The sequence below is a fragment of the Velazquezella soli genome (assembly GCF_977018685.1).
Genome location: NZ_CDRNXF010000005.1, coordinates 891,338 through 917,738, shown reverse-complemented (window position 1 = coordinate 917,738; position 26,401 = coordinate 891,338). Strand labels below are relative to the sequence as shown.

22 protein-coding genes and 1 tRNA gene are annotated in these 26,401 nt (G+C 60.5%); 9 read left to right on the top strand and 14 right to left on the bottom strand.

The features are described from left to right. Positions 1–26 precede the first annotated feature (26 nt). Positions 27–905, bottom strand: coding sequence for a peptidylprolyl isomerase (locus AC0JZ8_RS24595; RefSeq protein ID WP_471893840.1), 879 nt, complete (start codon positions 903–905; stop codon positions 27–29). Between the two features lie 261 nt (positions 906–1,166). On the opposite strand from AC0JZ8_RS24595, the gene secA reads away from it, so the two are divergent. The 4 genes from secA to AC0JZ8_RS24575 all read left to right on the top strand — a co-directional run bounded on the left by secA (position 1,167) and on the right by AC0JZ8_RS24575 (position 6,911). Further along, positions 1,167–3,878: a preprotein translocase subunit SecA gene (gene secA, locus AC0JZ8_RS24590; protein ID WP_209898938.1), complete on the top strand. Its 2,712-nt coding sequence runs from the start codon at positions 1,167–1,169 to the stop codon at positions 3,876–3,878. A gap of 170 nt (positions 3,879–4,048) precedes the next feature. After that, on the top strand, positions 4,049–5,461 hold the full coding sequence (locus AC0JZ8_RS24585; RefSeq protein WP_471893880.1) for a lipopolysaccharide biosynthesis protein: 1,413 nt from the start codon (positions 4,049–4,051) through the stop codon (positions 5,459–5,461). A 53-nt stretch (positions 5,462–5,514) separates the two neighbouring features. Continuing rightward, the gene (locus AC0JZ8_RS24580; protein WP_244631559.1) at positions 5,515–6,744 is read left to right on the top strand and encodes a GNAT family N-acetyltransferase; all 1,230 of its coding nucleotides are present in this window, start codon (positions 5,515–5,517) and stop codon (positions 6,742–6,744) included. 82 nt (positions 6,745–6,826) lie between these two features. Continuing rightward, positions 6,827–6,911, top strand: a tRNA-Leu gene (locus AC0JZ8_RS24575). Between the two features lie 250 nt (positions 6,912–7,161). Here AC0JZ8_RS24575 and AC0JZ8_RS24570 read toward each other — a convergent pair. After that, positions 7,162–7,929, bottom strand: a complete 768-nt coding sequence (locus AC0JZ8_RS24570; protein WP_471893839.1) for an EAL domain-containing protein — start codon at positions 7,927–7,929, stop codon at positions 7,162–7,164. Positions 7,930–8,330: 401 nt separating this feature from the next. Here AC0JZ8_RS24570 and AC0JZ8_RS24565 point away from each other — a divergent pair, with 401 nt between their 5' ends. Then, positions 8,331–8,579: a hypothetical protein gene (locus tag AC0JZ8_RS24565; protein WP_471893838.1), complete on the top strand. Its 249-nt coding sequence runs from the start codon at positions 8,331–8,333 to the stop codon at positions 8,577–8,579. A gap of 56 nt (positions 8,580–8,635) precedes the next feature. Here AC0JZ8_RS24565 and paoC read toward each other — a convergent pair whose 3' ends face one another. The 3 genes from paoC to paoA are packed head-to-tail and all read right to left on the bottom strand — an operon-like array spanning position 8,636 to position 12,441. Further along, positions 8,636–10,843, bottom strand: a complete 2,208-nt coding sequence (gene paoC, locus AC0JZ8_RS24560) for an aldehyde oxidoreductase molybdenum-binding subunit PaoC (protein ID WP_471893837.1) — start codon at positions 10,841–10,843, stop codon at positions 8,636–8,638. A gap of 3 nt (positions 10,844–10,846) precedes the next feature. Then, positions 10,847–11,797, bottom strand: coding sequence for an FAD binding domain-containing protein (locus AC0JZ8_RS24555; protein ID WP_471893836.1), 951 nt, complete (start codon positions 11,795–11,797; stop codon positions 10,847–10,849). Then, entirely contained in the window at positions 11,794–12,441 is a 648-nt protein-coding gene (paoA, locus tag AC0JZ8_RS24550) for an aldehyde dehydrogenase iron-sulfur subunit PaoA (protein ID WP_062454375.1), read from the bottom strand. Before paoA ends, AC0JZ8_RS24555 begins: the two co-directional genes overlap by 4 nt. A gap of 363 nt (positions 12,442–12,804) precedes the next feature. Between paoA and AC0JZ8_RS24545 the strand changes: the two genes are divergently transcribed. Further along, on the top strand, positions 12,805–15,348 hold the full coding sequence (locus AC0JZ8_RS24545; protein ID WP_471893879.1) for a DNA translocase FtsK: 2,544 nt from the start codon (positions 12,805–12,807) through the stop codon (positions 15,346–15,348). Between the two features lie 50 nt (positions 15,349–15,398). Here the strand turns inward: AC0JZ8_RS24545 and AC0JZ8_RS24540 are convergent, their stop codons facing one another. The 5 genes from AC0JZ8_RS24540 to AC0JZ8_RS24520 are packed head-to-tail and all read right to left on the bottom strand — an operon-like array spanning position 15,399 to position 19,618. Continuing rightward, positions 15,399–15,815 (bottom strand): DUF2177 family protein, encoded by a 417-nt coding sequence (locus tag AC0JZ8_RS24540; RefSeq protein ID WP_062454982.1) that lies wholly within the window; start codon positions 15,813–15,815, stop codon positions 15,399–15,401. Positions 15,816–15,852: 37 nt separating this feature from the next. Beyond that, positions 15,853–16,233, bottom strand: a complete 381-nt coding sequence (locus AC0JZ8_RS24535; protein ID WP_471893835.1) for a DUF2147 domain-containing protein — start codon at positions 16,231–16,233, stop codon at positions 15,853–15,855. Then, entirely contained in the window at positions 16,226–17,458 is a 1,233-nt protein-coding gene (locus AC0JZ8_RS24530) for a class I SAM-dependent methyltransferase (RefSeq protein WP_430249575.1), read from the bottom strand. The genes AC0JZ8_RS24535 and AC0JZ8_RS24530 overlap by 8 nt, the downstream gene beginning before the upstream one ends. Continuing rightward, a complete protein-coding gene (locus AC0JZ8_RS24525) occupies positions 17,445–18,260 on the bottom strand; it encodes a DUF1365 domain-containing protein (protein WP_113110202.1) in 816 nt (271 codons plus the stop codon). Before AC0JZ8_RS24525 ends, AC0JZ8_RS24530 begins: the two co-directional genes overlap by 14 nt. Continuing rightward, positions 18,257–19,618: an NAD(P)/FAD-dependent oxidoreductase gene (locus AC0JZ8_RS24520; protein WP_471893834.1), complete on the bottom strand. Its 1,362-nt coding sequence runs from the start codon at positions 19,616–19,618 to the stop codon at positions 18,257–18,259. The genes AC0JZ8_RS24525 and AC0JZ8_RS24520 overlap by 4 nt, the downstream gene beginning before the upstream one ends. Positions 19,619–19,815: 197 nt before the next feature. Here AC0JZ8_RS24520 and AC0JZ8_RS24515 point away from each other — a divergent pair, with 197 nt between their 5' ends. From AC0JZ8_RS24515 to AC0JZ8_RS24505, 3 genes are read left to right on the top strand one after another with little or no spacing between them, the layout of a single operon-like run. Next, the gene (locus AC0JZ8_RS24515; RefSeq protein ID WP_062577451.1) at positions 19,816–20,610 is read left to right on the top strand and encodes a DUF1295 domain-containing protein; all 795 of its coding nucleotides are present in this window, start codon (positions 19,816–19,818) and stop codon (positions 20,608–20,610) included. A gap of 12 nt (positions 20,611–20,622) precedes the next feature. After that, complete coding sequence (locus AC0JZ8_RS24510) at positions 20,623–21,651, top strand: SAM-dependent methyltransferase (protein ID WP_062454391.1); 1,029 nt, start codon at positions 20,623–20,625, stop codon at positions 21,649–21,651. Between the two features lie 20 nt (positions 21,652–21,671). Continuing rightward, a complete protein-coding gene (locus AC0JZ8_RS24505; RefSeq protein ID WP_471893833.1) occupies positions 21,672–22,706 on the top strand; it encodes a trans-3-hydroxy-L-proline dehydratase in 1,035 nt (344 codons plus the stop codon). A gap of 7 nt (positions 22,707–22,713) precedes the next feature. On the opposite strand, the gene AC0JZ8_RS24500 is transcribed toward AC0JZ8_RS24505, so the two are convergent. Genes AC0JZ8_RS24500 through cyoC form a run of 4 tightly spaced genes read right to left on the bottom strand, consistent with a single transcriptional unit; the run spans position 22,714 to position 26,397 of the window. Beyond that, on the bottom strand, positions 22,714–24,582 hold the full coding sequence (locus tag AC0JZ8_RS24500) for an adenine deaminase (protein ID WP_471893832.1): 1,869 nt from the start codon (positions 24,580–24,582) through the stop codon (positions 22,714–22,716). Positions 24,583–24,615: 33 nt separating this feature from the next. Next, on the bottom strand, positions 24,616–25,371 hold the full coding sequence (locus AC0JZ8_RS24495; RefSeq protein ID WP_471893831.1) for an SURF1 family protein: 756 nt from the start codon (positions 25,369–25,371) through the stop codon (positions 24,616–24,618). A 7-nt stretch (positions 25,372–25,378) separates the two neighbouring features. Beyond that, positions 25,379–25,780 carry a cytochrome o ubiquinol oxidase subunit IV gene (gene cyoD / locus AC0JZ8_RS24490; RefSeq protein ID WP_113166559.1) on the bottom strand — a complete coding sequence of 134 codons (402 nt, stop codon included), beginning with the start codon at positions 25,778–25,780 and terminating at the stop codon, positions 25,379–25,381. Continuing rightward, complete coding sequence (cyoC, locus tag AC0JZ8_RS24485; RefSeq protein WP_062454402.1) at positions 25,777–26,397, bottom strand: cytochrome o ubiquinol oxidase subunit III; 621 nt, start codon at positions 26,395–26,397, stop codon at positions 25,777–25,779. Before cyoC ends, cyoD begins: the two co-directional genes overlap by 4 nt. Positions 26,398–26,401 lie beyond the last annotated feature (4 nt).

Below are 26,401 nucleotides of genomic sequence, written 5' to 3'. Positions count from 1 at the left end.
GGATATACCGGGCCCAGATGCGAATTTTACTGCTGTGCCGGTGCCGGCGCTTCTGCACCGTCCTGCATCTTGCTCACGTCATCGTAGCCCTTCTTCAGGCCCTCATCCATGATCTCGATCTTCTGGTCGGCCTTCGCCTTTTCGATAATGGCGACATACTTGTCGCGCATCACGAGCTGCTTGACCTGGTCTTCGACCTGGTCGAGTGCCGGCGGAGCGGCTTCGCGCTTGTCGATCAGCTTGATGACGTGAAAACCGAACTGGGTCTTGACCGGGGTCTTGGTGTAGGCGCCCTTTTCGAGGGCAAACGCGGCCTGCTCGAATTCCGGAACCATGCGGCCCTGGGCAAACCAGCCGAGATCGCCACCTTCGTCCTTGTTCGAATCCTGCGACTTTTCCTTGGCAATGGCTGCGAAATCGCCACCCTTGTCGAGGTCGGCAATCACGGCCTTTGCTTCATCCTCGGTCTTTACCAGGATATGGGCAGCATTGACCTCTTCCTGCTTCGGGATCGACGCGATTTCCTTGTCGTAGCGTGCCTTTACTTCTTCGGGCGTCGTGGCATCGACCACGTGCTTCCGGAAGTAGGCGTTGTGCAGCTCGCGATCGCCGATATAGGCCATGCGCTTCTTGTAGTCCTCGGTGTTACCAAGGCCTTCGGCGGCAGCACCGCTTGCCAGAAGCTTCACGTCGATTGCGCCGGAAAGGGCCGCAACCTTCTTCTGTTCTTCGGGAAGCTGGGCCAGCTGCGGGTCGAGGTTCTGGACCGCGACGTCAAGTTCGGCCTGAGTGATGTTCAGGCTGCCCACCTTGGCGACGACCGTATCGTCAGCGGCGAAAGCCGGGGCCTGGACGAAGATCGCAGCGGCAAGAGCAGCCGATACGAGAAGTTTGTGGCGCAGCATCGAGTTACCTTTCGATTGGTGAACCGGATCCAGAACGTCTGGCACCGGCCGGAAAACCTTCACAAACACCGGATTGTGGCCATTCTGTATCGGCCGTCACCGTTGACATAATTCGGACCCCCTCTTATCTGTCACGCAACTTCGCGTCCAGAAGCTTTGCGGGCGCCACGGGTTGAATTGTCAGAGGCGCCGCCGTCCGACAAGCTCAATCGTGGTCTCGACGAGTGACATCAGGGACTGACATCAGAAAGGGCCATTCGTATGGTCAGCTTTGGCGGCATTGCCCGCAAACTGTTCGGATCTGCAAACGAGCGCCGCGTGCGGGGCTACAAGCCGATGCTCGAGAAGATCAATGCAATCGAGGAAGCCACCAAGGCGCTCACCGATGAGCAGCTCGCCAACAAGACGGCGGAGTTCCGCCAGATGCTGGCAGACGGCAAGACCCTGGAGGATATCCAGATCCCTGCCTTTGCGGTGCTTCGCGAAGCGGCCCTCCGCGTTCTCGGCATGCGACCCTTCGACGTCCAGCTGACCGGCGGCATGATCCTTCACGACGGCGCAATCGCCGAGATGAAGACCGGCGAAGGCAAGACGCTGGTGGGAACCCTGCCCGTCTACCTCAATGCACTGTCGGGCAAGGGCGTGCATGTGGTGACCGTCAACGATTATCTCGCACAGCGCGACGCCAGCATCATGAGCCGCCTCTACGGGTTCCTTGGCCTTTCGACCGGTGTCATCGTCCACGGCCTGTCGGACGACGAACGCCGCGAGGCCTATGCCTGCGACATCACCTATGCGACGAACAACGAGCTCGGCTTCGATTATCTTCGCGATAACATGAAATACGAGCGCGGCCAGATGGTGCAGCGCGGCCACAACTTCGCGATCGTCGACGAAGTCGATTCGATCCTGGTCGACGAAGCCCGCACCCCGCTGATCATCTCAGGCCCGCTGGACGACCGTTCCGATCTCTACAACACGATCGACGCCTACATTCCGTTGCTGTCTCCGGAAGATTACGAAATCGACGAAAAGCAGCGCTCGGCCAACTTCTCCGAAGAGGGAACCGAAAAGCTCGAAGGCCTGCTGCGTCAGGCCGGCCTGCTGAAGGGCGAATCGCTCTACGACGTCGAGAACGTGGCGATCGTGCACCACATCAACAACGCGCTGAAGGCCCACAAGCTCTTCACCCGCGACAAGGACTATATCGTCCGCAACGACGAGATCGTCATCATCGACGAGTTTACCGGCCGCATGATGCCGGGCCGCCGCTATTCCGAAGGTCAGCATCAGGCGCTGGAAGCTAAGGAAAAGGTGCAGATCCAGCCGGAGAACCAGACGCTCTCCTCGATTACCTTCCAGAATTACTTCCGCATGTACGACAAGCTTGCCGGCATGACCGGTACGGCGCAGACGGAAGCGGAAGAATTCGGCAACATCTACAAGCTGGAAGTGGTGGAGGTTCCGACCAACCTGCCGATCCAGCGTATCGACGAAGATGACGAAGTCTACCGGACGTTTGAGGAAAAGTTCAAGGCGATCATCGTCGAGATCAAGGCGGCCAGCGAACGCAACCAGCCGGTTCTGGTCGGTACGACCTCGATCGAAAAGTCCGAACTTCTGGCAACCATGCTGCGCGAGTCCGGTTTTGAGAAATTCCACGTTCTGAACGCCCGCTACCACGAGCAGGAAGCCTATATCGTGTCGCAGGCCGGCGTGCCCGGTGCCGTCACGATCGCCACCAACATGGCCGGTCGCGGTACCGACATTCAGCTCGGCGGAAATATCGACATGCGCCTTGAGCGCGAGCTCGAAGGCATCGAGGACGAGGGCGAACGCGCTGCCAAGGAGGCTGCCGTCCGTGCCGAGGTGAAAGAACTCAAGGCCAAGGCTCTGGCAGCCGGTGGCCTCTACGTGATCGCCACGGAACGCCACGAAAGCCGCCGCATCGACAACCAGCTGCGTGGCCGTTCCGGCCGCCAGGGTGACCCGGGCCGCTCTAAATTCTACCTGTCGCTCCAGGACGATCTGATGCGCATCTTCGGTTCCGACCGGATGGATTCGATGCTGCAAAAGCTTGGTCTCAAGGAAGGCGAAGCGATCGTCCACCCCTGGATCAACAAGGCGCTCGAGCGGGCCCAGAAAAAGGTCGAGGCGCGTAACTTCGACATCCGCAAGAACCTTCTGAAATACGACGACGTCACCAACGATCAGCGCAAGGTGATCTTCGAACAGCGTATCGAGATGATGGATTCGGAAGACGTGTCCGAGACCATCGAGGACATGCGCAACGAAGTGATCGAGGTTCTCGTTGCCAAGCACATCCCTGAGCGGGCCTATGCCGAACAGTGGAGCGTCAAGGAACTGCGCGAAGACGTTGATCGCCTGCTGAACCTTGATCTTCCGATCGAAGACTGGGCGACCGAAGAGGGTATCGGCGAAACCGATATCCGCGAGCGGATCACCGCCGCCGCTGAAGCTTCCGTCAAGGATCGCCGAGAGCGGTTTGGTGCCGACGTGATGAACTACGTCGAACGCTCCGTGGTGTTGCAGACGCTGGACGCCCTGTGGCGCGAGCATATCGTCAATCTCGACCACCTGCGCTCCGTCATCGGGTTCCGCGGCTATGCGCAGCGCGATCCGTTGCAGGAATACAAGGCGGAAGCCTTCGAGCTGTTCCAGGCGCTGCTTGCGAACCTGCGCGAAGCCGTGACCGCCCAGATGATGCGCGTCGAGCTTGTGCAGAACCCCGAGCCGCCGGTACCGCCATCGGTGTTCGAGGAGCATCATTTCGACCCGACGACCGGCGAAGACCAGGTGTCGGGCGCAGACGGCAGCGACTTCATCGCAGCGCCTGCCGATCGTCATCCCGAAGACCAGTCTACCTGGGGGCGCGTCGGCCGCAACGAGGCTTGCCCCTGTGGTTCGGGCAAGAAATACAAGCACTGCCACGGCGCCTTCGAACAGGCCTGATCGGGCAACACCAGTGTTATCGATAGAACGCCGCCTTCGGGCGGCGTTTTTCGTTTGCGGGATCGTCGCCCTCTTAACGTTCGGGTCGGCTGAGCCAACCGTTTCTTAACCCTGCTGTGGCAGATTTGCGAGCATGGCTCCTGTAGCGTAACGAGTATTGCGTGCCCATCATGGCGGTGATCGAAACAGCGGAAAGACTGCTTCCGGCCGGTTTGCGTGCCAGAGTCGCACCGCTGACGGGCAGGATCAGAGCCACTGTCACCGAAAACAGCGATACGGCGCGGGCGCAACGCCAGGCCATGACCGCGTTTGCGATCCGCATTTTCAGCGCCGCTATCGCCTTCCTGTCCCAGATCGTCATGGCCAGGCTGATGGGCGAGTTCGAATACGGGTTGTTCGCCTTCGTCTGGGTGATCGTCATCCTCGTCGGCAATCTCTCCTGCCTCGGCTTTCACACCTCGATCATCCGCTTCATCCACCAACATTCGGCAGAGGGTGAAAGCGGCGAGATCCGTGGCTTGAGCCTCGCCGCCTGCCTTGTCGCGCTCGTCACCTCGACCGTGATCGGCGGTCTTGGCTTTGCCTTTCTCTGGGCATTCGGCAGCAGCATCGAGCCCTACTACATCGTGCCGGTTGCGATCGCTCTTTTCATCATCCCGATGATCGGCATCGGCGACATCCTCGACGGGCTTGCCCGTACCCATGGCTGGACGATATCGGCGCTGGCGCCAACCTACATCCTCAGGCCCATCCTGATCCTCACCTTCATGACGGCAGCCGTCCTGTCCGATGCGCCGCGCGATGCGCAGACCGCCATGCTGGCGGCGCTTGCCGCCACATACGCCACAACGTTTGCGCATCTGACGCAGCTCATACTTCGGCTGAAAGGCAGCTACGGCAATGCATCGCGACGCTACCGGCTTGGCTCATGGATCCGATACTCGATCCCGCTATTTGTGGTCGACGGCATCGGCTTCCTGCTGACCAATGCGGACGTGGTCGTGGTCGGCATCTTTCTGCCGCCGGACGATGTCGGGATCTATTTTGCGGCGTCGAAAACGATCGTCCTTGTGCAGTTCGTCTACTTCTCCATCAAGGCGGCCGCCGCTCCCCGTTTCGCCGCCATCATGGCGGAAGACGACATGACGGCGTTGGCCACATTCGCGGGCCAGACCGTCCGCTGGACCTTCTGGCCGTCGCTCGTCGTCGGGTTGACCACGCTTGCTGCGGGTGAACTGCTTCTGTCGCTGTTCGGCGACGCTTTCACTTCAGGCTATATCCTGATGGTGATCCTGTTTGCTGGCATTCTGTCCAAGTCGCTCGTCGGTCCCGGAGAAGTGCTGCTCAGCATGGCGGGCAGGCAAAAGCTCTGCGTTACAGTCTATACGGCAACGCTTGCCGGCAGCATCGTCCTCAATGTCGTGCTGATACCACATTATGGGCTGGTCGGTGCGGCGATGGCGACCGCCGGCGCCATGATGATCGAGGCGACGTTGCTGCACATAGCAGTACGCCGCACGCTCGGAATCGTGCTATTCGCTTTTTCCGATCCACTGCCCAGACCCTCGTTCAAGGTTCGATAGACACAATGGCTCTTCCCCCGAACAGGAGCGAGAAGGAATACGACGACGTCACAATGCCGAACGTCGCGTCGCGTCTTCGTGCAGACCGCCCGGATGCCGATACACGGGTAGAAATCGGCCGGCCCGGCCGCGAATTTTGCCTCTATCCGGCAGGTCTCGGTTACGATCTGCAGGAAGAACTCGAATTTTTGTCTCACCGCGCGATGGAACCCAACATCTTCTTCTCGGCGCGGCTTCTTGCCCCAGCCATGCCGCGCATCGATGACCGTCAGGTGCGACTGGCGCTCATCCGCGACGAAGGCGAAAGCCATAGCCGCCTTCGCCTGCTGATGCCGTTTACCGTGGAGAAACCAGGCTTTGCCATGGGTGCTCCGATCATCCGCGTCTGGTCCAATCCGTTCGGTCCGCTCGGTACGCCACTGGTGGATGCCGAAGATGCGGCCGAAACCATCGACAACCTCCTGGAGGCCCTGACTGCCCGGGAAGCAAAACTTCCCTCCGTTCTCGTTCTGCCCGATGTGCGCTTAGGCGGCCGCTTTGCCCAGCTTGCGCGCGCCGTTGCCATCGGCCGCGACCTGCCCGTTGCCGTCACCGACAGCTTCCGCCGGCCGATGCTGGAAAGCCTTCAGGACGGCGAAACCTATATGAAGGCCTCCGTCTCGCCGCACCATTACCGCGAGATGCAGCGCCAGTGGCGAAAGCTCGGACAGCTGGGAAGGCTCGAATACGCCGTCGCCCGTCAGCCGGAAGAGGTGCGCCAGCGGATGGAGGAATTCCTGGCGCTTGAATCGACAGGCTGGAAAGGCCGCAAGCGTTCGGCCCTGATCAACGACCGTTACCGCGCAGCCTTTGCTCGCGAAGCGATCACCAATCTTGCCGAAGTGGACGCCGTGCGCATCCACACGATCAATCTCGACGGCCGCGCGATCGCCTCGATCGTGATCTTCTTGATGGCCGGCGAGGCCTATACCTGGAAGACCGCCTATGACGAGAGCCTCAGCCGCTATTCGCCCGGCAAGCTGTTGGTCATGAAGCTGACCGACTGGCACCTTGATGATGCCAACATCCTGCGCACCGACAGCTGCGCCGTGCCCGACCATCCGATCATGAGCAGGCTATGGGAAGAGCGCGAGGAAATGGGAACGCTGGTGATCGGCCTTGCCCGCAACAGCGACCGCGACGTGAGACAGGTGGCGACACAGCTTCACCTCTACCGCAACACCCGCAACATGGCGCGTCTGCTGCGCGAAAAGATCCTAGCGATTGCCGGACGCAATGCCTGACATCGCGGTTTGCAGCGATCCAAATAGTTCTTCTTGCATCCGCCGCCGAGGCCATGTTAGAGGCCTTCACCATACCCTCCGTGCCCCATTGGCGGAACTGGTAGACGCGCTCGACTCAAAATCGAGTTCCGAAAGGAGTGCTGGTTCGATTCCGGCATGGGGCACCACTCGCTCTAAAGAGCGTTGATTTTGCATCCCTTCAGGAAATATCCCCCACCTGCATTCCAGCGCGGAAAGTACTGTCTCGATTGACGTCAAGCTGTCTCGAACGTGAACGAACGCGCTGTTTCACTCGTCAAATCGAGCTAGCCTGAGCTTGCCCTTGCCAGCGTCCAGTCGGCATCTCTGCCTGTTTCCACTGCGTCGATACCGATCCCGGACCTTCATTCCGCTCTGGGTCGCCTATCCCGCCGCTTCTCAGGCAGCAGCAGCAAGCATCGCCTTCGCGGAAGCCGGGATGGCGAGGTGTTCGAAGCTTGGCTTGGCGAGCAGGTAGCCCTGGATGAGGGACACGCCCAGGTCCCGCAGGGCCGACATTTCGCCCACGGTTTCGACGCCTTCGCAGAGCGGCACGATGTTGAGTTCTTCGAGCATCCGCAACGTGTGCTTGACGATGGTGCGCCGGACCGGATCGGTGTCGATCCCTCTGATCATGTCCATATCCAGCTTGACGATATCGGGCTGGAAATGACTGAGGAGGCCGAGGCCGGAGTGGCCTGAACCGAAGTCGTCGATCGCAGTTTTAAAGCCCATATCCCGGTATGTCCGCAGGATGTGAAGGACGTGCCTGGTATCCAACTCCTCGTTCTCGGTGAACTCGAAGATGATGCGATCAAGCGGAAAACCCGTCTTCATGGCCGTGGCAAGCGTCAGGCGGATACATGCCCGCGGTTCGTAGACGGCGTTCGGCATGAAGTTGATCGACAGTTTCACGTCGTCAGCGGGGTCGTAGAGCTGCGCGGCAAGCTCGATCGCCTTGACCCGGCACTGCTGATCGAACGCATAGCGGTTGTCGGCCTGCACCTGCGATAGAACTGACCCGGCGCCTTCTCCGTTTGGACCGCGAACAAGCGCTTCGTGGGCGAAAACCTTGCCTGTTGCGATGTCGACGATCGGCTGGAATGCCATCGAGAACGGTAGTTCGAATGCTGCGCCGTCGCGGCAGCCTTGGCAACTCGTCGTCATTATGGAAAAATCTCCGTTTGCATCAGACTTAAGGCTCATCGATTAAACTTCCGTTTCCCGCATGCGGCGAAACCGAAGCGCTTTTCTTGCGTCACACACCTCAGCGGTGATATGCGGGCGGTGCCGTTTTGCGGCCTCCCGCACCCAACTCTGGATCCGGCAGCCTCTTCAATCGCGTGCGGCTCCTGAACGAAACTGTTTGAAGGTCGCAGACCGGGGTATCCCGAAGACGCAGGAAGCGTATCGCAAGAATGACACCAGCCATTGTCGAGGGCCGCGCGTGCGGAACCTGCACCCTTTGCTGCCGGTTGCCGGACATTGATGATCTGGACAAGCCTGCGGATGAGTGGTGCAGGCACTGCGTTGCCGGACAAGGCTGTTCCATCTACCAGGATCGACCGATGCTTTGCCGCGACTTCGTCTGCCATTGGCTAACGCGCGAAGGACTGGGCGACGAGTGGGCTCCTCAAAGATCCCACCTGATGGTCTATGGGGAAGGACAGCAGATTACGGTCCTTGCCGATCCGGACTATCCCGATCTGTGGCGTCATCCGCCCTATATGCAGCAGTTCAAGGCATGGGCATCCAACGCTGAAGCACGCGGCGGCTATGTTATCGTCTTCTGGTGCGACGAGGTTCTAAAAATATAAGGCCGGAGCATCTGTGGATGCTCCGGCCAGAGGTTTGCATAACAGTGCCGAGTGGATCAGCCGACCTGCGGCATGTTCCGCAGCAGCTTGTCGAGCGTGACAGGGTAATCCCGGATACGCACGCTGGTTGCGTTGTGCACGGCGTTCGAAAGCGCTGCCGCCACACCGCAAAGGCCGAGTTCGCCAACACCCTTTGCCTTCATCGGCGAGGTGGTCGGATCCGTCTCATCGAGGAAGATGACATCCTGATGCGGAATATCGGCATGGACAGGAACTTCGTAGCCGGCCAAGTCATGGTTGACAAAGAAGCCGCGACGCTTGTCGACGGCCAGTTCTTCCATGAAGGCGCCGCCGACGCCCATCGTCATCGCACCGATGACCTGGCTGCGGGCCGTGATCGGGTTGAGAATGCGCCCTGCTGCACAGACGCTCAGCATGCGTCGAACGCGGATTTCAGCCGTGTACATGTCGACGCCGACCTCGACGAAATGGGCACCGAATGTCGACTGCTGCATCTCTTCTGCGAGATCGCCATACTCGATCGTATCTTCCGCAACGACACCATCCTTGCCAGCTGCCTCAGCGAGAGCAATGCTGCGGTTGCCGGAACGGATCTGGCCGTCGGCAAACGTGACATCTGCGGAGTTGAAACCGACCTTTTGCGAGATCGCATCCCGCAGCGCCACGCATGCGGCGTAGACGCCGGCGGTGGAGCTGTTTCCGCCCCACTGTCCGCCCGATCCCGACGACGCCGGGAAGCGGGAATCGCCGAGTTCTACGGCAACCTTGTCGATCGTTACGCCCATCATTTCGGCCGCGGTCTGGGCGATGATCGTGTAGCTACCCGTACCGATATCCGTCATGTCGGTTTCGACAGTCACGACGCCTTCGGAATCGAGCCGCACGCGGGCGCCAGACTTCATGTTCATGTTGTTGCGGAACGCTGCCGCAACACCCATGCCAACCATCCAGCGTCCATCCTTGACGCGACCCGTCTCGGCGTTGCGCTTGTCCCAGCCGAAGGTTTCAGCACCCCGGCGAAGACATTCGACCAGCTGACGGTGCGAGAACTTCCGTTCAGGCTTTTCCGGATCAACCTGCGTGTCGTTGATGATCCGCAACTCGACGGGGTCGAGGTTGAGCCGCTCGGCCAGTTCGTCCATAGCGATTTCAAGCGCCATGAGACCAGGCGCTTCGCCCGGTGCGCGCATCGCATTGCCTTCGGGCAGATCGAGTGCAGCAAGCCGCATGGAGGTCATCCGGTTTTCGCCGGCGTAGAGAAGGCGAGTCTGCGCCACGGCTGTCTCCAGGCTGCCACCCGGCAGGTTGCCGTTCCAGCTTTCGTGGGCAATCGCGGTGATCTTGCCTTCCTGCGTGGTGCCGATGCGGATACGCTGGATCGTTGCCGGGCGGTGCGTCGTGTTGTTCATCACGAAGGGACGCGGAAGCGCAAGCTTGACGGGGCGTCCCGCCGCTTTCGCACCAAGCGCTGCAAGCACCGCATCCGACCGGAGGAAAAGCTTTGAGCCGAAACCACCGCCGACAAACGGCGACATGATATGGACTTTCTCCGGATCGATGCCGAGCGTGATCGCCATTTCTGACTTGTTCCAGGCAATCATCTGGTTCGAGGTCCAGACCGTAACTTCGTCGCCGTCCCACATGGCAAGAGACGAATGCGGCTCCATCATCGCATGTGACTGGTCGGGTGTCGTGTAGGTCTGGTCGAACTTGACCGCTGCCTCGGCGAACGCCTTGTCGAAGTTGCCGGCAGAGGTGTCTGCGTCTTCACCTTCGGAGCCCTCCGGCTTCTTGGCCGTGTCCTTCGCTGCTTCCAGATCGTAGGAACCGGGAGCGCGAACGTAATCCACCTTGATGAGGCTCGCTGCGGCGCGAGCCTGCTCAAAGGTTTCAGCGACGACGACGGCGATGGCCTGGTGATAATGCGAGATCTCGGGGCCACCGAGAAGCTTGGCCGCATTCATCTTGCCCTTGGAGAGCTTGCCAGCCGTTTCCGCCGTGACGACAGCCAGAACGCCCGGAGCGTTGCGGGCCGCCTGGATATCCATCGAGCTGATCCGACCCTTTGCGATGCCGGCGCCTACGGGATAGCCGTAGGCAACATTGAGGTTGGCGTGGTTCCATTCATAGGCATAGGTCGCCGTGCCGGTGACCTTCTTAGGGCCGTCGATACGCGTGATGTGCTGGCCGACCACCTTCATCTGGTCGATGGGATTGGTCGTGGCGGGACGATCGAATAGCATGGCTTACCCCTTGGTTTCTTCAAGGATGCCGGCGAGCGTGCGCTCGGCCAGTGTCACCTTGAATGAATTTTCTTCTGTCGGCTTTGCGCCTGCAAAGACCTTGGCCATCACGGCCTTGGACCCCTGCGGCAGGTCGGCTTCCGCCTCTTCGACGCGCCATGGCTTGGGCGCCACGCCGCCAACTGCAACGCGACCGGTGCCGTCAGGCTGGATGATCGCAGCGACCGAGACGAGAGCGAAAGCGTAGGACGCACGGTCTCTCACCTTGCGATAGACGTGCTTGCCGCCCACAGGTGCCGGCAGCGTAACGGCCGTGATGATCTCGCCGCGCTCAAGCGTGGTTTCGATCTCGGGCGTATCGCCGGGCAGTTTGTGGAAATCCGCCATCGGGATAGCGCGTGTTGCGCCATCGGGCTTGACCGTCTCGATAGTTGCATCGAGGGCACGCATGGCGATTGCCATGTCGCCGGGGTGGGTGGCGATACAGGCATCGCTGACGCCGATCACGCCCAGCTGGCGGGTCACGCCGCCGATGGCGGAACAACCGCTACCGGGCTTGCGCTTGTTGCAAGGCTGGGCGGTGTCGTAAAAGTAAGGACAGCGCGTCCGCTGCAGAAGGTTGCCGGCCGTCGTTGCCTTGTTACGAAGCTGACCAGATGCGCCTGCGAGAAGTGCGCGCGAAAGCACGCCGTAGTCGCGGCGGATGCGCTCGTCCGAGGCGAGATCCGTATTGCGCACGAGCGCTCCGATCCGGACGCCGCCGTCTTCACTCTGCTCGATCTTGTCGAGGTCGAGACCGTTGACGTCGATGAGATGGGTCGGTGATTCGATCTCGAGCTTCATCAGGTCGAGGAGGTTGGTGCCTCCCGCGATGAACTTGGCGTTCTGGTTGTTGGCGGCCTTGGACGCAGCTTCAGCCGGTGATGCGGCGCGTTCATAAGTAAACTGTTTCATGCCTGCCTCCCCGAAACTTCCGTGATAGCCGCAACAATGTTCGGGTAGGCCCCGCATCGACAGATATTGCCGCTCATACGTTCGCGGATTTCCATCTCGGAAACCTGCGTGGGGGCTGTCAGGTCTTCCGTCACATGGCTCGGGATGCCGGCCTTGATTTCTTCAAGAACGGCGACGGAGGAACAGATTTGCCCAGGGGTGCAATAGCCGCACTGGAAGCCATCGTGCTTGACGAATGCCGTCTGCATCGGATGCATCTCGTCCGGTGTGCCAAGGCCTTCGATCGTGGTGATCTCGGAGCCCTCGTGCATGATGGCAAGCGACAGGCACGAATTGATGCGGCGACCATCGACCATGACAGTACAGGCGCCGCACTGGCCGTGATCGCAACCCTTCTTGGTGCCGGTCAGGTGCAGGTTCTCACGCAACGCGTCGAGCAGGGTCGTACGGTTGTCGAGATCGAGATCCTGGCGTGTGCCGTTGACGACAAAACCCACCCGCGACGTCGCCGTCCCCGGCCGGGGAGGCGGTGTTGCCGCCTGCGCATTTGCAGCTCTGTTGCTGTTTGCCACGGCCACAGAGCCGGCAGCGGTTGCGACGAGAAGATCCCGTCGTGACATTTCAAACGAATTCGGACTCGACATGGGGCCTCCATCTTGACGACTACAGTTGACCCAATAACCACCAACTGCCCGAGTCTGTTCCGTCCCAAAGACCATTTCACCGGCGCCTTTTGTCACAGGCCATCACCGCGCTCTGACGATTTATCGGCGCCGGCAACGCATGGTTAATGTTTGTTTTATATCCAAGGACGTTCGTGTCCCAGATTTGTTCATATGGTTTCATTGGTGGCAATGCGTCTCACAGGCCCGCAATTTCGCGAAACTGACAAGCTGGAAGCCCAGGCTTCCGAACTGCCGGATACCGGCCACTCTCACCCCATAAATCCGCCTGAGCCCCCGAATGCGGGGCAACAGGTGGCTTGCGACATCGTGTCGACAGTCCAGATGCAGGCTCACGAGATCGAGGCGCTGCCGGACTGGCAGAAGGCCTTCATGTTGGGCCCGACCGTTCGTTTCACCCGCACGCCGGAGAAGACCATCTCCAGGCGTGGGGCACCCTCCGGCCCGGAAGCGGAGGGCGAAGCCGTCGCTTCCCACGCCGTCCCCGAGGCTGTCATTCCGCCTATGGCGGCGCCAGCCGTTCAGGAGATTCCAGAGATTACTTTCACCCAAAGACATGACGGCGACGCGCTGTCGACCTCTATCGCTAGCTTCCTGTCGCCTGAACCCGGCGCCCGCAATCTCGTCGGCACTCTCGATCAGGCGCTGAGGGAACGCCGGGCCACGTTTGCCCGGGAAACCGTTGAACCGGTGCTGGTCGCAGTTGCGCCGCCGCAGCCTGAAGCAGTGATTGATGCTCCGTTGATTAGCACTGAAAGACAGTCTCCGATCGCCAACCTGCCGGATCATCTGTTCTTCGAGGTGATGAGCCTTGGAGAGGCCACCGGCGAAGAGTTCGCGCTGACCCCGCCTCCCCCGCCAAAGGTCGAGCAGAGACCTGTGTTCGTTGCTCAGCGTCCGCTCCCGACCTATCCGAAACAGCCGGTCCGGCCCGAACCTGTGCGGGTTGCCCTGAGGGCGCCGGTCATTCGCCAGCCGATCGAGACCCTGACCAAACGTCTGGTTGAAGAAATTCCGGTGGGGCCGTCGCCGCTTGATCTCTATCGTTCGATCACGTTGCGCCAGGCCGGCCACGATGCTGCGCCAAATCCGGTGGTGCCTCCAGTGCAGGATGCGCCCGTCATCGCTGCTCCGGTCATTCCTGAGCCTGTCATTCCTGAGCCTGTTATCGTTGCGCCCGTCATCGCTGAGACCGTCGTCGAGGCCCCGGCGCCTGCGGTCGCTCCCGTTGTGCCAATAAAGTCGATGCGGCAGGTTGTCATGGCCACCCGCGCGATCTCTCCGATCCGGCCGTTCAACACCGAACCGCTGCATGCGTCCGACGACTACGAGTTCCCGTCGATCGAATTGCTGCAGGCACCGGTGGACGACCAGATCAGCCCCGTCAGCCAGGAAAGCCTGGAACAGAGCGCCGGGCTTCTGGAAAGCGTGCTCGAAGATTTCGGCATTCGCGGCGAGATCATCGACGTTCGTCCCGGCCCTGTCGTGACGCTCTACGAATTCGCCCCGGCACCCGGCGTCAAATCCTCCCGCGTCATCGGCCTTTCGGACGATATCGCCCGCTCGATGTCAGCGCTTTCGGCCCGCGTGGCTGTCGTTCCCGGTCGCAACGTGATCGGTATCGAACTGCCAAACCCCGTGCGCGAAACAGTCTACCTGCGTGAGCTGATCGAAAGCGGCACCTATGCGGGTACCGGCTTCAGGCTTCCGCTTTGCCTTGGCAAGACGATCGGCGGAGAACCCGTCGTCGCCGAGCTTGCAAAGATGCCGCATCTGCTCGTCGCCGGCACAACCGGTTCGGGCAAGTCGGTCGCGGTCAACACGATGATCCTCTCGCTGATCTACCGTCTGCGGCCGGATCAATGCAGGCTGATCATGGTCGATCCGAAGATGCTCGAACTGTCGGCCTATGACGGTATCCCGCATCTGCTCACCCCTGTCGTGACCGACCCCAAGAAAGCGGTTCTAGCGCTGAAATGGGCGGTGCGCGAAATGGAAGACCGCTATCGCAAGATGTCGCGTCTCGGCGTTCGCAATATCGACGGCTTCAACGCTCGTGTGGCGGCCGCGTCCGCATCCGGCGAGGTCATCTCGATCAGCGTCCAGGTCGGTTTCGACCGTCAGACCGGCGAGCCGATCAACGAGCAGCAGGACATGGACCTGACGCCGTTGCCGTATATCGTCGTCATCGTCGACGAGATGGCCGACCTGATGATGGTGGCCGGCAAGGAGATCGAAGGTGCGATCCAGCGGCTTGCGCAGATGGCGCGTGCTGCCGGCATCCACCTGATCATGGCGACGCAGCGGCCTTCGGTCGACGTCATCACCGGTACGATCAAGGCGAACTTCCCGACCCGTATCTCCTTCCAGGTGACGTCCAAGATCGACAGCCGCACCATCCTTGGCGAACAGGGCGCGGAAAACCTGCTCGGTCAGGGCGACATGCTACATATGGTGGGCGGCGGACGCATTGCCCGCGTTCATGGTCCCTTCGTGTCGGACCAGGAAGTCGAGCGCATCGTTGCGCATCTGAAGACGCAAGGTCAGCCGCTCTATCTCGGCAGCGTCACGGAAGACGAAGAGGGTGAAGAGGTCGAGGAGGAAGACCAGGCGGTCTTCGACAGGTCCGCGATCAGCGAGGAAGACCGGGACGAGATGTACGAGCAGGCGATCAAGGTCGTCATGCGCGACAAGAAGTGCTCGACCTCCTACATCCAGCGCCGCCTGTCGATCGGCTACAACAGGGCCGCATCGCTTGTCGAACGCATGGAGAAGGATGGGCTGGTCGGCCCGGCCAACCATGTGGGCAAACGAGAGATACTCGACCAGCGCGGTCAGCCGACCGTGGCCGAGGAGCCTGAACAGTAATAGCTCAAAGATATGGCCGGGATTTCCCGGCCATATTGTTTTCGAAACGCTTAGTGGTGTTTTGTTCTGAAGAACCGCAGAACGATCCAGGTGGCAAGACCGCTGGCGAGACCCGAAAGCAAGGTTCCCCAAATGATGTCGGCCACGGAAAGCAGCGTCGACCAGTTCTTCATGACCGCATGGTTGGTGAGATCGTAGGTCATGTACGACATGAACCCGATCGCTGCTCCCTGCCGCACCGCTGCTCCGACACCGCCTGCAATCAGGGCCGGACGCACTGCCATCAGCGTCAGTCCGCCGATGTAGAGAAGGTAGAAGATCACGGCAGGCGCGAGACGGAAACTCGGCAGAAGCATATCGCCCATGACCGGCCGGTAAAGCAGGCTTGTCATCGTGCTGAGCCAGACGGAGTCTATCGCGCCGAACACGATGAACGTGGTGATGTAGGCAAGAGCCAGCGTCTTCAGCGAGATCTTCGCCATGGGTTCGTTCCCTCTTTTCGTGTCAGTCGATGCGGGACCAGTTGACGGCACGGCAAAGAATACCGCCAGCAACGCAGCCTTTCGTCGTCATCTTCTTTTCCGCGACAACGACCGTGATCTTGAACGTCATGTTGCGTTGCGGATCAAAGGCGGTACCGGAATAGGATCCGTCCGCTGTTCGGTCGATCGTCATGACCAGCTTGTCGCCGGCCTTCTCGCTTCCCGATCCGGGCTTGATCCATGTGTTGGTGGCGCAGATCTGGGCGCCGCAAGGCGCGATCTCGACCTTGGCATTGCCGTCGCCACGAGCCCAGTTGCCGTCCAGATCAGCGGAAAGAAGCGGCCCTGCCGACAGTGACAAGAGTGCTGCGACAGCACCGCCTCGCAAACCCAGATTACGCATGTTCAATCGTATAGAAGCCAACATTGATCGCTTCCTCCTCGAAGCCAGCCTCGCAATAGCAAAGGTAGTAGTCCCACAACCTACGGAAACGGCTGTCGAAACCGAGTTCCGCAATCTTCGGCCAGGCGGCGTGAAACCGCGTCCGCCACTCGGCCAGCGTCCGCGCATAGGACGCGCCAAAATGTTCGATGTCGCTCACGACAAGCCCGGATTTCTCAACGGCTGCCGTGAACGCGCTGTCCGAGGGAAGAAATCCTCCCGGAAACACATATTTCTGGATGAAATCCGGATTGCGCCGATAGGAATCGAAGCGGTCCTCGTTGATCGAGATCACCTGCAGAACCGCACGGCCACCGGGCTTCAAACAGCGACGGATGGTGTCGAAATAAGCTGGCCAATAGGCCTCTCCGACCGCTTCGAACATCTCGATCGAGACGATCCGGTCGAATTGCCCTGATGTATCGCGGTAGTCCTGCAGTCGGAGATCGATCTGCCCTTCCACGCCGGCCTGCCGGATGCGCTCGTTTGCAAAGGCCAGCTGCGAAGGAGAAAGAGTAAGGCCGGTGACCCGGGCATTGACGTTCTGTGCGAGATCCAACGCGAGAGCGCCCCAGCCGCAGCCGATCTCCAGCACGCTGTCGCCGTGGCTCATGGCGAGCTTTTCGCGGATACGCTCGAGTTTTTGACGCTGGGCATCTTCGAGAGACTGTCCCTGATGCTCGTAGAGCGCCGAGGAATAGAACATCGAAGGGTCTAGCCACTCAGCGTAGAACTCGTTGCCGAGATCGTAATGCGCCTCGATATTGCGTTTGCTGCCACGCTTGGTATTGGCGTTGAGAAGATGCGACAGGCGAACCGCGATCCGGCCGAGATAGCCCCCATGGGTCGCAAGCGTCAGCCCATGCCGATTGCGTGCCGCAAACCGGATCACATTGGTAAGATCAGGTGTCGTCCATTCCTGCTTGAGATATCCTTCCGCAAAGCCGATGTCGCCCGCATGCAGAACGCGGCTCAGCATCCGCCAGCGCTTGATGACGATAACGGCGTCCGGCCCTTTTTCCGGCCCGGCCATCTCTATGGTGCGACCGGAAGGCAGCACAACGCGAATGGAACCGTAGCGGATACCGCTCAGCAGCCGGTTCACAACCCGCGCACCGAAGCCGGCAACGCCAGCTCCGGGTGTGCGATCGGTCGTTACGGAGGTGAATTCGTCAGATTGGCTCATGGATTTCCACTTTGCGTAGGGGAGCAGCAGGAGTGACGGAGACAGGGTTTTCCGGTGGCTTTGGACGCTTGCGCAAACGCACGCCCTTGAGCCAGATTTTCAGTGCCTCCCAATGGATGCCGCCGATGACACGGAGCGTCAGGAAGGGAATGGCGAAGAAGGCCTTCAGAAGCGCCCGGTCTGTCAGATCACGGCGGTGCGCGAGATGACGAGCAGTCAGCATCGGCCCCTCGGCATCGAATGTATCGATCTTGATCGACAGCCGTTCGGACGGCGGCGTCACGCGAAAGGTATAGCGCTGGTCCATGTCCATGAACGGCGAGACATAAAATGCCTTGTCGCAGTGCTGGACGATCTCGCCGCCGACACGATTATCGGCCGGGATGAGGTAGCCATGGCGTTCGCCGAACGTGTTGTCCACTTCCCACAGGATCGCCTTCACCTCGCCGTCGCGCCCGTAGCAGAAGAAGATGCTGAGCGGATTGAAGGCCCAGCCGAGTATTCTCGGCATGGTGAGAAGCTTAATCGACCCGCCATCAGGCTCGAGCCCTGCGGCGCGCATCCATTGCTCTATCTGGCCCCGAAGATCGGATCCCGAGCGGTCGCCGCGATCTCTTTGCCGAAACGAGAATAGATTGAACCGGTCGACGGAAAACAGTTTCAGGCCGCGATCAAGCGCGTCGAGCTCGTCGAGATCGATCAGCAGCGAATAGATCCTGTAGGCCAGCCGATGCTCTTTCGGCCGCATGCGTGCATGCGTGACATGACCGGGATAAAGCGCCGACCGAAACGAAGCCGTCATGCCGTGACCTCGATCGGAACGGTAGCGCCGAGCGGCCGGCGCACGATCCGGGCGCTTTCCTCGGCGACCTTCCAGGGACGCCGAACGCCGCCAAGATCTTCCGCGACCGCCAGGCCTGCCTGGAGGCCGTCTTCATGAAAGCCCGAGCCGAAGTGGGCGCCGCAGAACCATGTGTTGCGCACACCCTGAAGCGACCAGATTTCCCGTTGTGCCCGCTCGGTTGCCATGTCGAAGATCGGATGCTCGTAGATCTCGCGTCGGATGACTGCGTCCTCGCGGGGCTGACGTGGGGGATTGAGTGTCACGAAGGTCGGCGGCGCATCGCCAAGCGGCTGCAGCTTGTTCATCCAGTAGGTGATGGCAGGCTGGACCTGCGCCTCGCCGGTCTTTGCCGAATAATTCCAGCTGGACCATGCGCCCTTGCGCTTCGGCATGAAGCTCTGGTCGCTGTGCAGAATCGCCTCGTTGCGGGAATAGCGGAAGGCACCCAGAATGCGTGTCTCGTGGTCATCAGCGTCCGACAGAAGACGACGTGCCTGATCTGCATGCGTTGCGATCACCACCTCGTCGAATGCCTGCCATCCGTCCGGTCCGGTGGAAATTTCAACACCGCCACCGGTTCGCCTGATCGCCTGGACGGGTGTCGACAGGCGAATGCGATCGCGAAAGTCAGCTGTCAGGCGATCCACATACTCCCGGCTTCCGCCCGTCACCGTGCGCCAGATCGGCCGGTTCCAGAGTTCGAGCAGCCCGTGATTGCCGCAGAAGCGGACGAAGTTGACCGCGGGATACTCACCCACCTTACCCGCGGGCATCGACCAGATCGCAGCCGCCATCGGGTAGAGATGGTCGTCGCGGAACGCCCGGCCGTAGTGATGTCGGTCGAGGTAGTCATCGAGTGACAAACCGCCCATCGTCGACAGGTCACGCGGCGCATTGCGGTAGAAGCGGACGAGATCGCGCATCATCGACCAGAAGCGTGGGCTGACGATGTTGGACTTCTGGGCGAACAGTCCGAACCCTGTGCCACCAGAATATTCGAAACCGCCATCGTCGAGCGAGACGGCGAAGGACATGCTGGAGGCCGTGGTTGGAACATCCAGATGACGGAACAACGCCGTCAGATTAGGATAGGTCACCTCGTTGTAGACGATGAAGCCGGTGTCGACGGAAACGGTTCTTCCCGATGCGTCGAAATCCACGGTATGGCTGTGGCCGCCGATACGATCGGCTGCCTCGAACATGGTAACATCGTGGGCCTTGGCCAGAAGCCATGCAGCGGACATGCCGGATATTCCACTGCCGACAACTGCGATGCGTCGACGTCCCGAGGTCCTATGCGTCTCACGAATTGCCATACAATTCCCCCAGCTCCCAAAGCAATCGATCACCTGCCCTGTGGGCTCTGTAATCATTACGAGAGATTGAGATAGAGAGTTTCACGCAATATCACTTCTTTTTGCGACATTTTTTCCAAGCCCATGAAACTGATTGGCTATGTCAGCCGTAGAGGGACACAAAGAACGTGTCGGGCTTTCTACGTTCGAGGAGACCAATGGATTACATTCACCTCATTTTTCTGGCGATAGGCCTGTCGCTGGCCATGGCGATCTCCTGGGCCGTACAACGCGCGACGGGTGCGAGCGGCTGGATAGACACGATCTGGTCGCTTGCCGTCGGCGTCGGCGGCGTGGCTGCGGCCTATCTGGCGGCCGGTCCCGTCGAGCGCCGCGTGACAGCAATCGTCATCGTTGCGGCCTGGTCGCTGAGGCTTGCCTTCCATATTGGCGCCCGCACGCGCCTCGGTGGCGAGGATCCCCGCTACGAAAAGCTTATCAAGGAATGGGGCGATCGCGCTTCCTTCCGCCTGTTCTATTTTCTCCAGATCCAGGCGGTCGCTGCCTTCATTCTTGTGCTTGCAGTCTACTGCGCCGCTTCGAACCCGGCAGAATACCCGCAGGTGGGCGATCTTCTCGCGCTTGCCGTGGCAGCGATTGCCGTTATCGGCGAGATGGTAGCCGACGTTCAGCTCTCGAGATTCCGCAAGACGCCGGAAGCCAAGCGGGAAATTTGCCAGAAGGGGCTGTGGGCCTACTCCCGCCACCCCAACTATTTCTTCGAGTGGCTGTTCTGGTGCAGCTGGCCGCTGATGGCGCTTCCGGCGCTGGGCTTTGCCGCTGTCGCGCTCCTCGCGCCGGTGATGATGTACTGGCTGCTGGTGCACGTCTCCGGCATTCCGCCGCTCGAGGAACACATGCTGAAATCCCGGGGTGACCAGTTCCGTGCTGTCCAGGCACGCGTCAACGCATTTTTCCCCGGTCCGCGTCGATCCAAACTCTCAACACAATAAGGGAACGCCACGATGAACATGTTGGCCTTTGCCATCAATACGGCTGAACGAGCACCCTTAAGCGATGGCGTGACGCTTGCCGGGATCGACTTTCTATGCGGTCGCACCAAGCGGAAGCTGGCCTCCACGCCGGCAACCGCCGAGGACGCGTTCGCAAGGTCGATGGCCGACTTTCCGATCGCCACCCATACAGATGACGCCAACCGCCAGCATTACGAACTGCCGCCAGAGTTCTTCAGCCTCGCTCTCGGTCCACAGCGGAAATACTCCTGCGCATTGTATCTGGCTGACGATACCACGCTTGCGGAAGCGGAATCCTACGCGCTGGCCGAGACCGTGCGTCACGCGGAACTGAGCGATGGAATGGACATTCTCGAGCTCGGCTGCGGCTGGGGTTCGCTGTCGCTCTACATGGCCCAGCATTTTCCCAATGCCCGGATCACCTCCGTCTCCAACTCGGCCCCGCAGCGTGAGCACATCCTCAGCGAAATCGAGCGGCTGAAGCTCGACAACCTCACCGTCATCACCGCCGACATGAACGACTTTTCGACGGATGAGACCTACGACCGGGTCGTTTCGGTGGAAATGTTCGAACACATGTCGAACTGGCGAGGCCTTATGGAGCGCACAAGAGGCTGGCTGAAGCCCGACGGAAAGCTGTTCCTGCACGTGTTTACCCACAAGGATCGGTCCTACCGGTTCGAGCACGACAACCCAGCGGACTGGATCGCCCACCATTTCTTCACAGGCGGCATCATGCCCGCGCACGACCTGCCGCGGCGTTTCGATGATATTTTCACCGTCGAACAAGACTGGCGCTGGTCGGGTCTCAACTATCGCCGCACCGCGATGCATTGGCTTGAAAATTTCGATCGCGAGATCGGGCAAATCCAGCCGATCCTGAAGGATGTCTACGGCAAGGATGCCTGCCTCTGGCAGCGCCGCTGGCGTCTGTTCTTCCTTGCCACTGCCGGATTGTTCGGCCATGACAAGGGAGAGGTCTGGGGCGTTGGGCATTACCTGATGACACCCAAGCGGTAACATCTGCCGGGGGGTCGCGTTTGCGCACATCAAAGGTCATCCACATCGTCAGCTGCCATGCGGAGGGCGAAGTCGGGGACGTCATCGTCGGTGGTGTGCTGCCGCCGCCGGGCGATACACTCTGGGAACAGTCACGCTTCATCGCCCGTGACGAGACGCTGCGCAACTTCGTGCTGAACGAGCCCCGTGGCGGCGTCTTCCGGCATGTGAACCTGCTGGTGCCGCCGAAGGATCCGCGCGCCCAGATGGGCTGGATCATCATGGAGCCCGCCGACACGCCACCGATGTCCGGCTCCAACTCCATCTGTGTTGCGACCGTACTGCTCGACACCGGCATCATTCCCATGACCGAGCCAGTGACACGCATGACGCTCGAAGCGCCAGGCGGCCTGGTCGAGGTCACAGCGGAATGCCGCGACGGCAAGGCCGATCGGATCACGGTGCGCAACGTGCCATCCTTTACAGACAAGCTCGCAGTGTCGCTGGAAGTGGCCGGCTTCGGAACACTCACGGTCGACACAGCCTATGGCGGCGACAGTTTCGTCATCGTCGATGCGGCTTCACTGGGGTTCGAGGTGAAACCCGACGAGGCACGCGAGATTGCAGAAGCGGGCGTGAAGATTACCGCGGCTGCCAACGAGCAGATCGGCTTTACCCATCCGGACAATACCGGCTGGGACCACATTTCCTTCTGCCAGATCGCCGCTCCCCTTACCCGGGAAAACGACGTGCTGAGCGGCGCAAACGCCGTCGTCATCCAGCCCGGCAAGATCGACAGGTCTCCCACCGGCACGGGCTGCTCGGCGCGTATGGCGGTTCTCTACGCCCGCGGCGAAATGGCGATCGGCGAGACCTATATCGGACGCTCGATCATCGGTTCGGAATTCCACTGCCGTATCGATTCGACGACGCGTGTCGGTGATCGCGAGGCAATCTATCCGCTGATCTCAGGCCGCGCCTGGATTACCGGAACGCATCAATTGATGCTGGATCCGTCGGACCCTTGGCCGGGCGGCTATCGTCTTTCGGATACCTGGCCGAAGCTCGGAGCGTGAAGCGGCGTCAAAATACGACCGGATGGGTTTTGCCTGTCTGGACGTTGACGAGCCCCTCCGGCGCGTAATCGCTCGGGGCGACCAGAACCCAGCGCCAGGGTGCGCAGGTGAGCGTCGCAAAGGCGAGACGCTCCGGGAAACCTGCGGACCAGCGCGGATGAAAACTCGGCTCGAACATCCACTCGACCTTTTCACCCTCGGCATAGAGCGCCTGCATCTCCTCATGCAGAGCGTCGGCCGACCGGCAGCTCATCAGCCCCGCCACCTCGTAGCGAACCCGCGCGACGACCTTTCCATCGCGAACCAGTGCCCAGCCACCATCATTGGCAGCGACGGCGTTAACGGCTGCGGCCATGGCTTCATCCGATGAGCCGACGCACCAGATATTGTGCTTGTCATGTGCCATGGAGCAGGCAAGCGCCGTATCCGGGGTCCGCGGCCCGCAGCCGAGCCAGAACATTTTCGACACCGCTCCCTTGCCCGAAAACCGGTCGATGATCGAGAACTTGGTTATGTTGCGATCGGCATCCCGCTGAACGAGACCATCTTGGACAGGAAGGTCGATGGTCAGGAAATGATCGGTCCAGTGGAACGGCCGCAACACGGCAGCCGTCATCGTCTCGCGTCCGGGGTGAGCGGCGATTGCGAAATCCTCAGCTGTCAGCTCGCGGCCGATATTGATGGTCTTCGTTGCCCAGTCTGGCCAGTCGATTTTGGGCACCTCGGGCAGATAGCGCTTGTCGTCAGAGACCTGGATGCCATCGGCCCAGACCTTGGCTATCTCGAATTTATCGACGTCGGAGAGAAGCACGATATCGGCATAACGTCCGGGCGCGATCGTGCCCACCCACGGCGTAAGGCGCATGTGACGGGCCGGATTGATGGTCACGCACTGGATGGCTATCTCGGGCGCAAGGCCTGCCTCGATGGCGAGGCGAACGTTGTAATCAGTGGCGCCGAGTTTCAGAGTATCGGAGGCGCTGCGATCGTCGGTCGTCAGGGCGATCTGCGACCAGTCGGCGAGGCCCTTCTCGAGGAGACCTGCGATGACCTCCGGCAAACTGTGCGGGCGCAGTTCCATGAACAGGCCGCGGGTCAGCTTGTCCCAGAACTCCTCGACCGTCCAGGCTTCGTGATCCGATGCCAGACCGGCCGCGGCGAAAGCGTTGATCGTTGGGATGTCGCGAATGCCCGCCGCGTGACCTTCAACGACTCCGCGCTTCTCGAACGTTGCTCGGATCATGCCCCAGAGGCGGTCGTAGGAAGGGCTGGTTCTGTCCCACACGCCCGGCCAGTCCATCACCTCGTCGAGACCCGCAACCATCAGGCTTTCGGTCATGAACTGCTTCTGCTCGTCGTAGCCGAGATAGCCGCCACCGTGCTCATAACCTGTGGGCGGCACGGCCGAGCCGGGCAGCGGAAAGATCTTGAGCGGCGAACCGGCCGCGCGGGCCTTCAGCCAGAATTCGAGCGTCTTTGCACCGTTGACGTTCGAAAACTCATGGCTTGCCTCACAGGTCCAGGTATTGCCGCGGGGAAGAACGAGTGCTGCTTCCCATTCCGGTGTCAAATGCGAGCTTTCGATATGCTTGTGCACCTCTCCAAGCCCTGGAATGGCAGCCAGATCGGGTTCATGCACCCGGTGAGCGACGGTGCCCGGATAGGATCCTGCATCGCCGACATAGGCAATGCGGCGGCCCTTGATGATGATTTCCTGATCGGTGCGCCATGTCCGGGTGCTGACGTCAAGCAGCCGCCCTACCCGGAGCGCTGTATCCGCCGGCAGCTTGCCAAGTGCAACGAGCGTCAGTTCCTGGCGAACCGCGATCTCGACATCAGAATCGAGGCCAATATCGTTGATGGCGGGAGTATCCAAGGCTCGTTCTCCTCAAGATGAAATCGTTGCGGATCAACCGGCCGCGCGCTGCAAGCGTCCGAAGAAGATCGCAGCACCGAGAGACATGATTGCGAGCGCAAACCAGGTCAGTGCGTAACTCAGATGGCTGTTGGGAAATTGGATGACAGTCAGGCCGCCGACCGGATAGCCACCCGGGTTCGACGTTGCGTCCGCATCGATAAAAAAGGGCATGACGCCCTGAAGACCGCGCGACGCGCTGATCGCTGCGACATCGCGCGAATACCAACGCTCGTTGCCCGGATCGTTCTCGCGCAGGAAGCCGCCGCCGGGTTCGGAGAGGCGGACAAGACCTGTGACGGCGGCCTCGCCGACGGTTTGGCTTTCAACCCGGGTTGAGGGATCCCTGCGGTCAGGGGGCGCGAAGCCGCGATTGATCAGGATCGTCCTGCCGTCTTCAAGCTTCAGAGGCGTCACGACCCAGTATCCGGGCCCGAGCTTCGTCACGGCCTGAACCAGCGCTTCCTTCGTGTGATCGAAGGACCCGGAGATGGCGACGTGGAGATATTCGATATCGTCAGGTGACTGGCCGGCTGCCGGAGGTGCCACCGGCGTTGCATGCACACGGGCGTCGACCCTTGCGATAAGATCGAGCTTCCAGAACAGGCGTTGCACCTGCCAGGATCCGAGCGCCACGAAAATCAGCGCCGCGAAGACCAGAAACGCCCGCATGATATGGGAGCGAGAACGGGAAAGTGGCGCGGAATGACCCGCGCCACTTTGATTGGTGTCTGTCTCAACCGGTCTCATGACCGCCTCAAGGCATGTTCTTCATCATCTCCGGCGACATGACCATCATGTTTGCATTGAGATGGTGCATGACCCAGAGCGAGCCGGAGAGAGCGATGACCACGATGACGATCGTGAAGATCAGTGCCATCGCCGTCCAGCCGCCTTCGGACTTGGTGTTCATGTGCAGGAAGTAGATCATGTGCACGACGATCTGGATGACGCCGAAGATCATAACCAGAGCGCCGGTGACAGCCTTGTTCTCGAAGACATCTCCCATCACAAGCCAGAACGGTATCGCCGTCAGGATCACCGACAGGATGAAGCCGGTCGTATAGCTTTTCAGCGAACCGTGGCTTGCCTCGTGCCCGTGGCTATGGGCGTGATGCGCTGCGTGCGCATCTTCGTGCGCGGGTGCTTTGTCGGTCATCCGAGGACTCCCATGAGGTAAACGACGGAGAAGACGCCGATCCAGATGACGTCGAGGAAGTGCCAGAACATCGACAGGCACATCAGGCGACGGCGGTTTTCCGGGATCAGGCCATGCTTTGAAACCTGCACCATCAGCGTGACCAGCCAGATGATACCGAAGGTGACGTGCAGACCGTGGGTTCCGACCAGCGTGAAGAACGCCGACAGGAACGCAGAGCGCTGCGGACCGGCACCTTCGTGCAGGAGATGGCTGAATTCGTAGAGTTCGATGCCGAGGAAGGCGAGACCGAACACGCCGGTCACGCCCAGCCAGAACAGCGTCTCCGCCTTGGCGCCACGCTCCATCTGAAGCATCGCGAACCCGTAGGTGATCGACGAGAACAGCAGCATCGCGGTGTTGAGCGCGACGAGCGGCAGGTCGAACAGATCCGCCGGCGATGGGCCGGCCGCATAATTGCGGCCGACGACAGCGTAGGTGGCGAACAGGATCGCGAAGATCAGGCAGTCGCTCATCAGGTAGAGCCAGAACCCAAGATTGGTGCTGTTCTCCGGATGATGATCTTCTTCCAGGTAGAATTGCGGGTTTTCCGCCGTCTCTGTTTTAGAAGCACTCATGGTT

Excerpts from the sequence above, each read along its gene's own strand:
- AC0JZ8_RS24595 (WP_471893840.1), bottom strand. The coding sequence starts at position 905 with ATGCTGCGCCACAAACTTCTCGTATCGGCTGCTCTTGCCGCTGCGATC.
- secA (WP_209898938.1), top strand. The coding sequence starts at position 1,167 with ATGGTCAGCTTTGGCGGCATTGCCCGCAAACTGTTCGGATCTGCAAAC.
- AC0JZ8_RS24585 (WP_471893880.1), top strand. The coding sequence starts at position 4,049 with ATGGCGGTGATCGAAACAGCGGAAAGACTGCTTCCGGCCGGTTTGCGT.
- AC0JZ8_RS24580 (WP_244631559.1), top strand. The coding sequence starts at position 5,515 with ATGCCGAACGTCGCGTCGCGTCTTCGTGCAGACCGCCCGGATGCCGAT.
- AC0JZ8_RS24570 (WP_471893839.1), bottom strand. The coding sequence starts at position 7,929 with ATGACGACGAGTTGCCAAGGCTGCCGCGACGGCGCAGCATTCGAACTA.
- AC0JZ8_RS24565 (WP_471893838.1), top strand. The coding sequence starts at position 8,331 with ATGCTTTGCCGCGACTTCGTCTGCCATTGGCTAACGCGCGAAGGACTG.
- paoC (WP_471893837.1), bottom strand. The coding sequence starts at position 10,843 with ATGCTATTCGATCGTCCCGCCACGACCAATCCCATCGACCAGATGAAG.
- AC0JZ8_RS24555 (WP_471893836.1), bottom strand. The coding sequence starts at position 11,797 with ATGAAACAGTTTACTTATGAACGCGCCGCATCACCGGCTGAAGCTGCG.
- paoA (WP_062454375.1), bottom strand. The coding sequence starts at position 12,441 with ATGTCGAGTCCGAATTCGTTTGAAATGTCACGACGGGATCTTCTCGTC.
- AC0JZ8_RS24545 (WP_471893879.1), top strand. The coding sequence starts at position 12,805 with ATGCAGGCTCACGAGATCGAGGCGCTGCCGGACTGGCAGAAGGCCTTC.
- AC0JZ8_RS24535 (WP_471893835.1), bottom strand. The coding sequence starts at position 16,233 with ATGCGTAATCTGGGTTTGCGAGGCGGTGCTGTCGCAGCACTCTTGTCA.
- AC0JZ8_RS24530 (WP_430249575.1), bottom strand. The coding sequence starts at position 17,458 with ATGAGCCAATCTGACGAATTCACCTCCGTAACGACCGATCGCACACCC.
- AC0JZ8_RS24525 (WP_113110202.1), bottom strand. The coding sequence starts at position 18,260 with ATGACGGCTTCGTTTCGGTCGGCGCTTTATCCCGGTCATGTCACGCAT.
- AC0JZ8_RS24520 (WP_471893834.1), bottom strand. The coding sequence starts at position 19,618 with ATGGCAATTCGTGAGACGCATAGGACCTCGGGACGTCGACGCATCGCA.
- AC0JZ8_RS24515 (WP_062577451.1), top strand. The coding sequence starts at position 19,816 with ATGGATTACATTCACCTCATTTTTCTGGCGATAGGCCTGTCGCTGGCC.
- AC0JZ8_RS24510 (WP_062454391.1), top strand. The coding sequence starts at position 20,623 with ATGAACATGTTGGCCTTTGCCATCAATACGGCTGAACGAGCACCCTTA.
- AC0JZ8_RS24495 (WP_471893831.1), bottom strand. The coding sequence starts at position 25,371 with ATGAGACCGGTTGAGACAGACACCAATCAAAGTGGCGCGGGTCATTCC.
- cyoD (WP_113166559.1), bottom strand. The coding sequence starts at position 25,780 with ATGACCGACAAAGCACCCGCGCACGAAGATGCGCACGCAGCGCATCAC.
- cyoC (WP_062454402.1), bottom strand. The coding sequence starts at position 26,397 with ATGAGTGCTTCTAAAACAGAGACGGCGGAAAACCCGCAATTCTACCTG.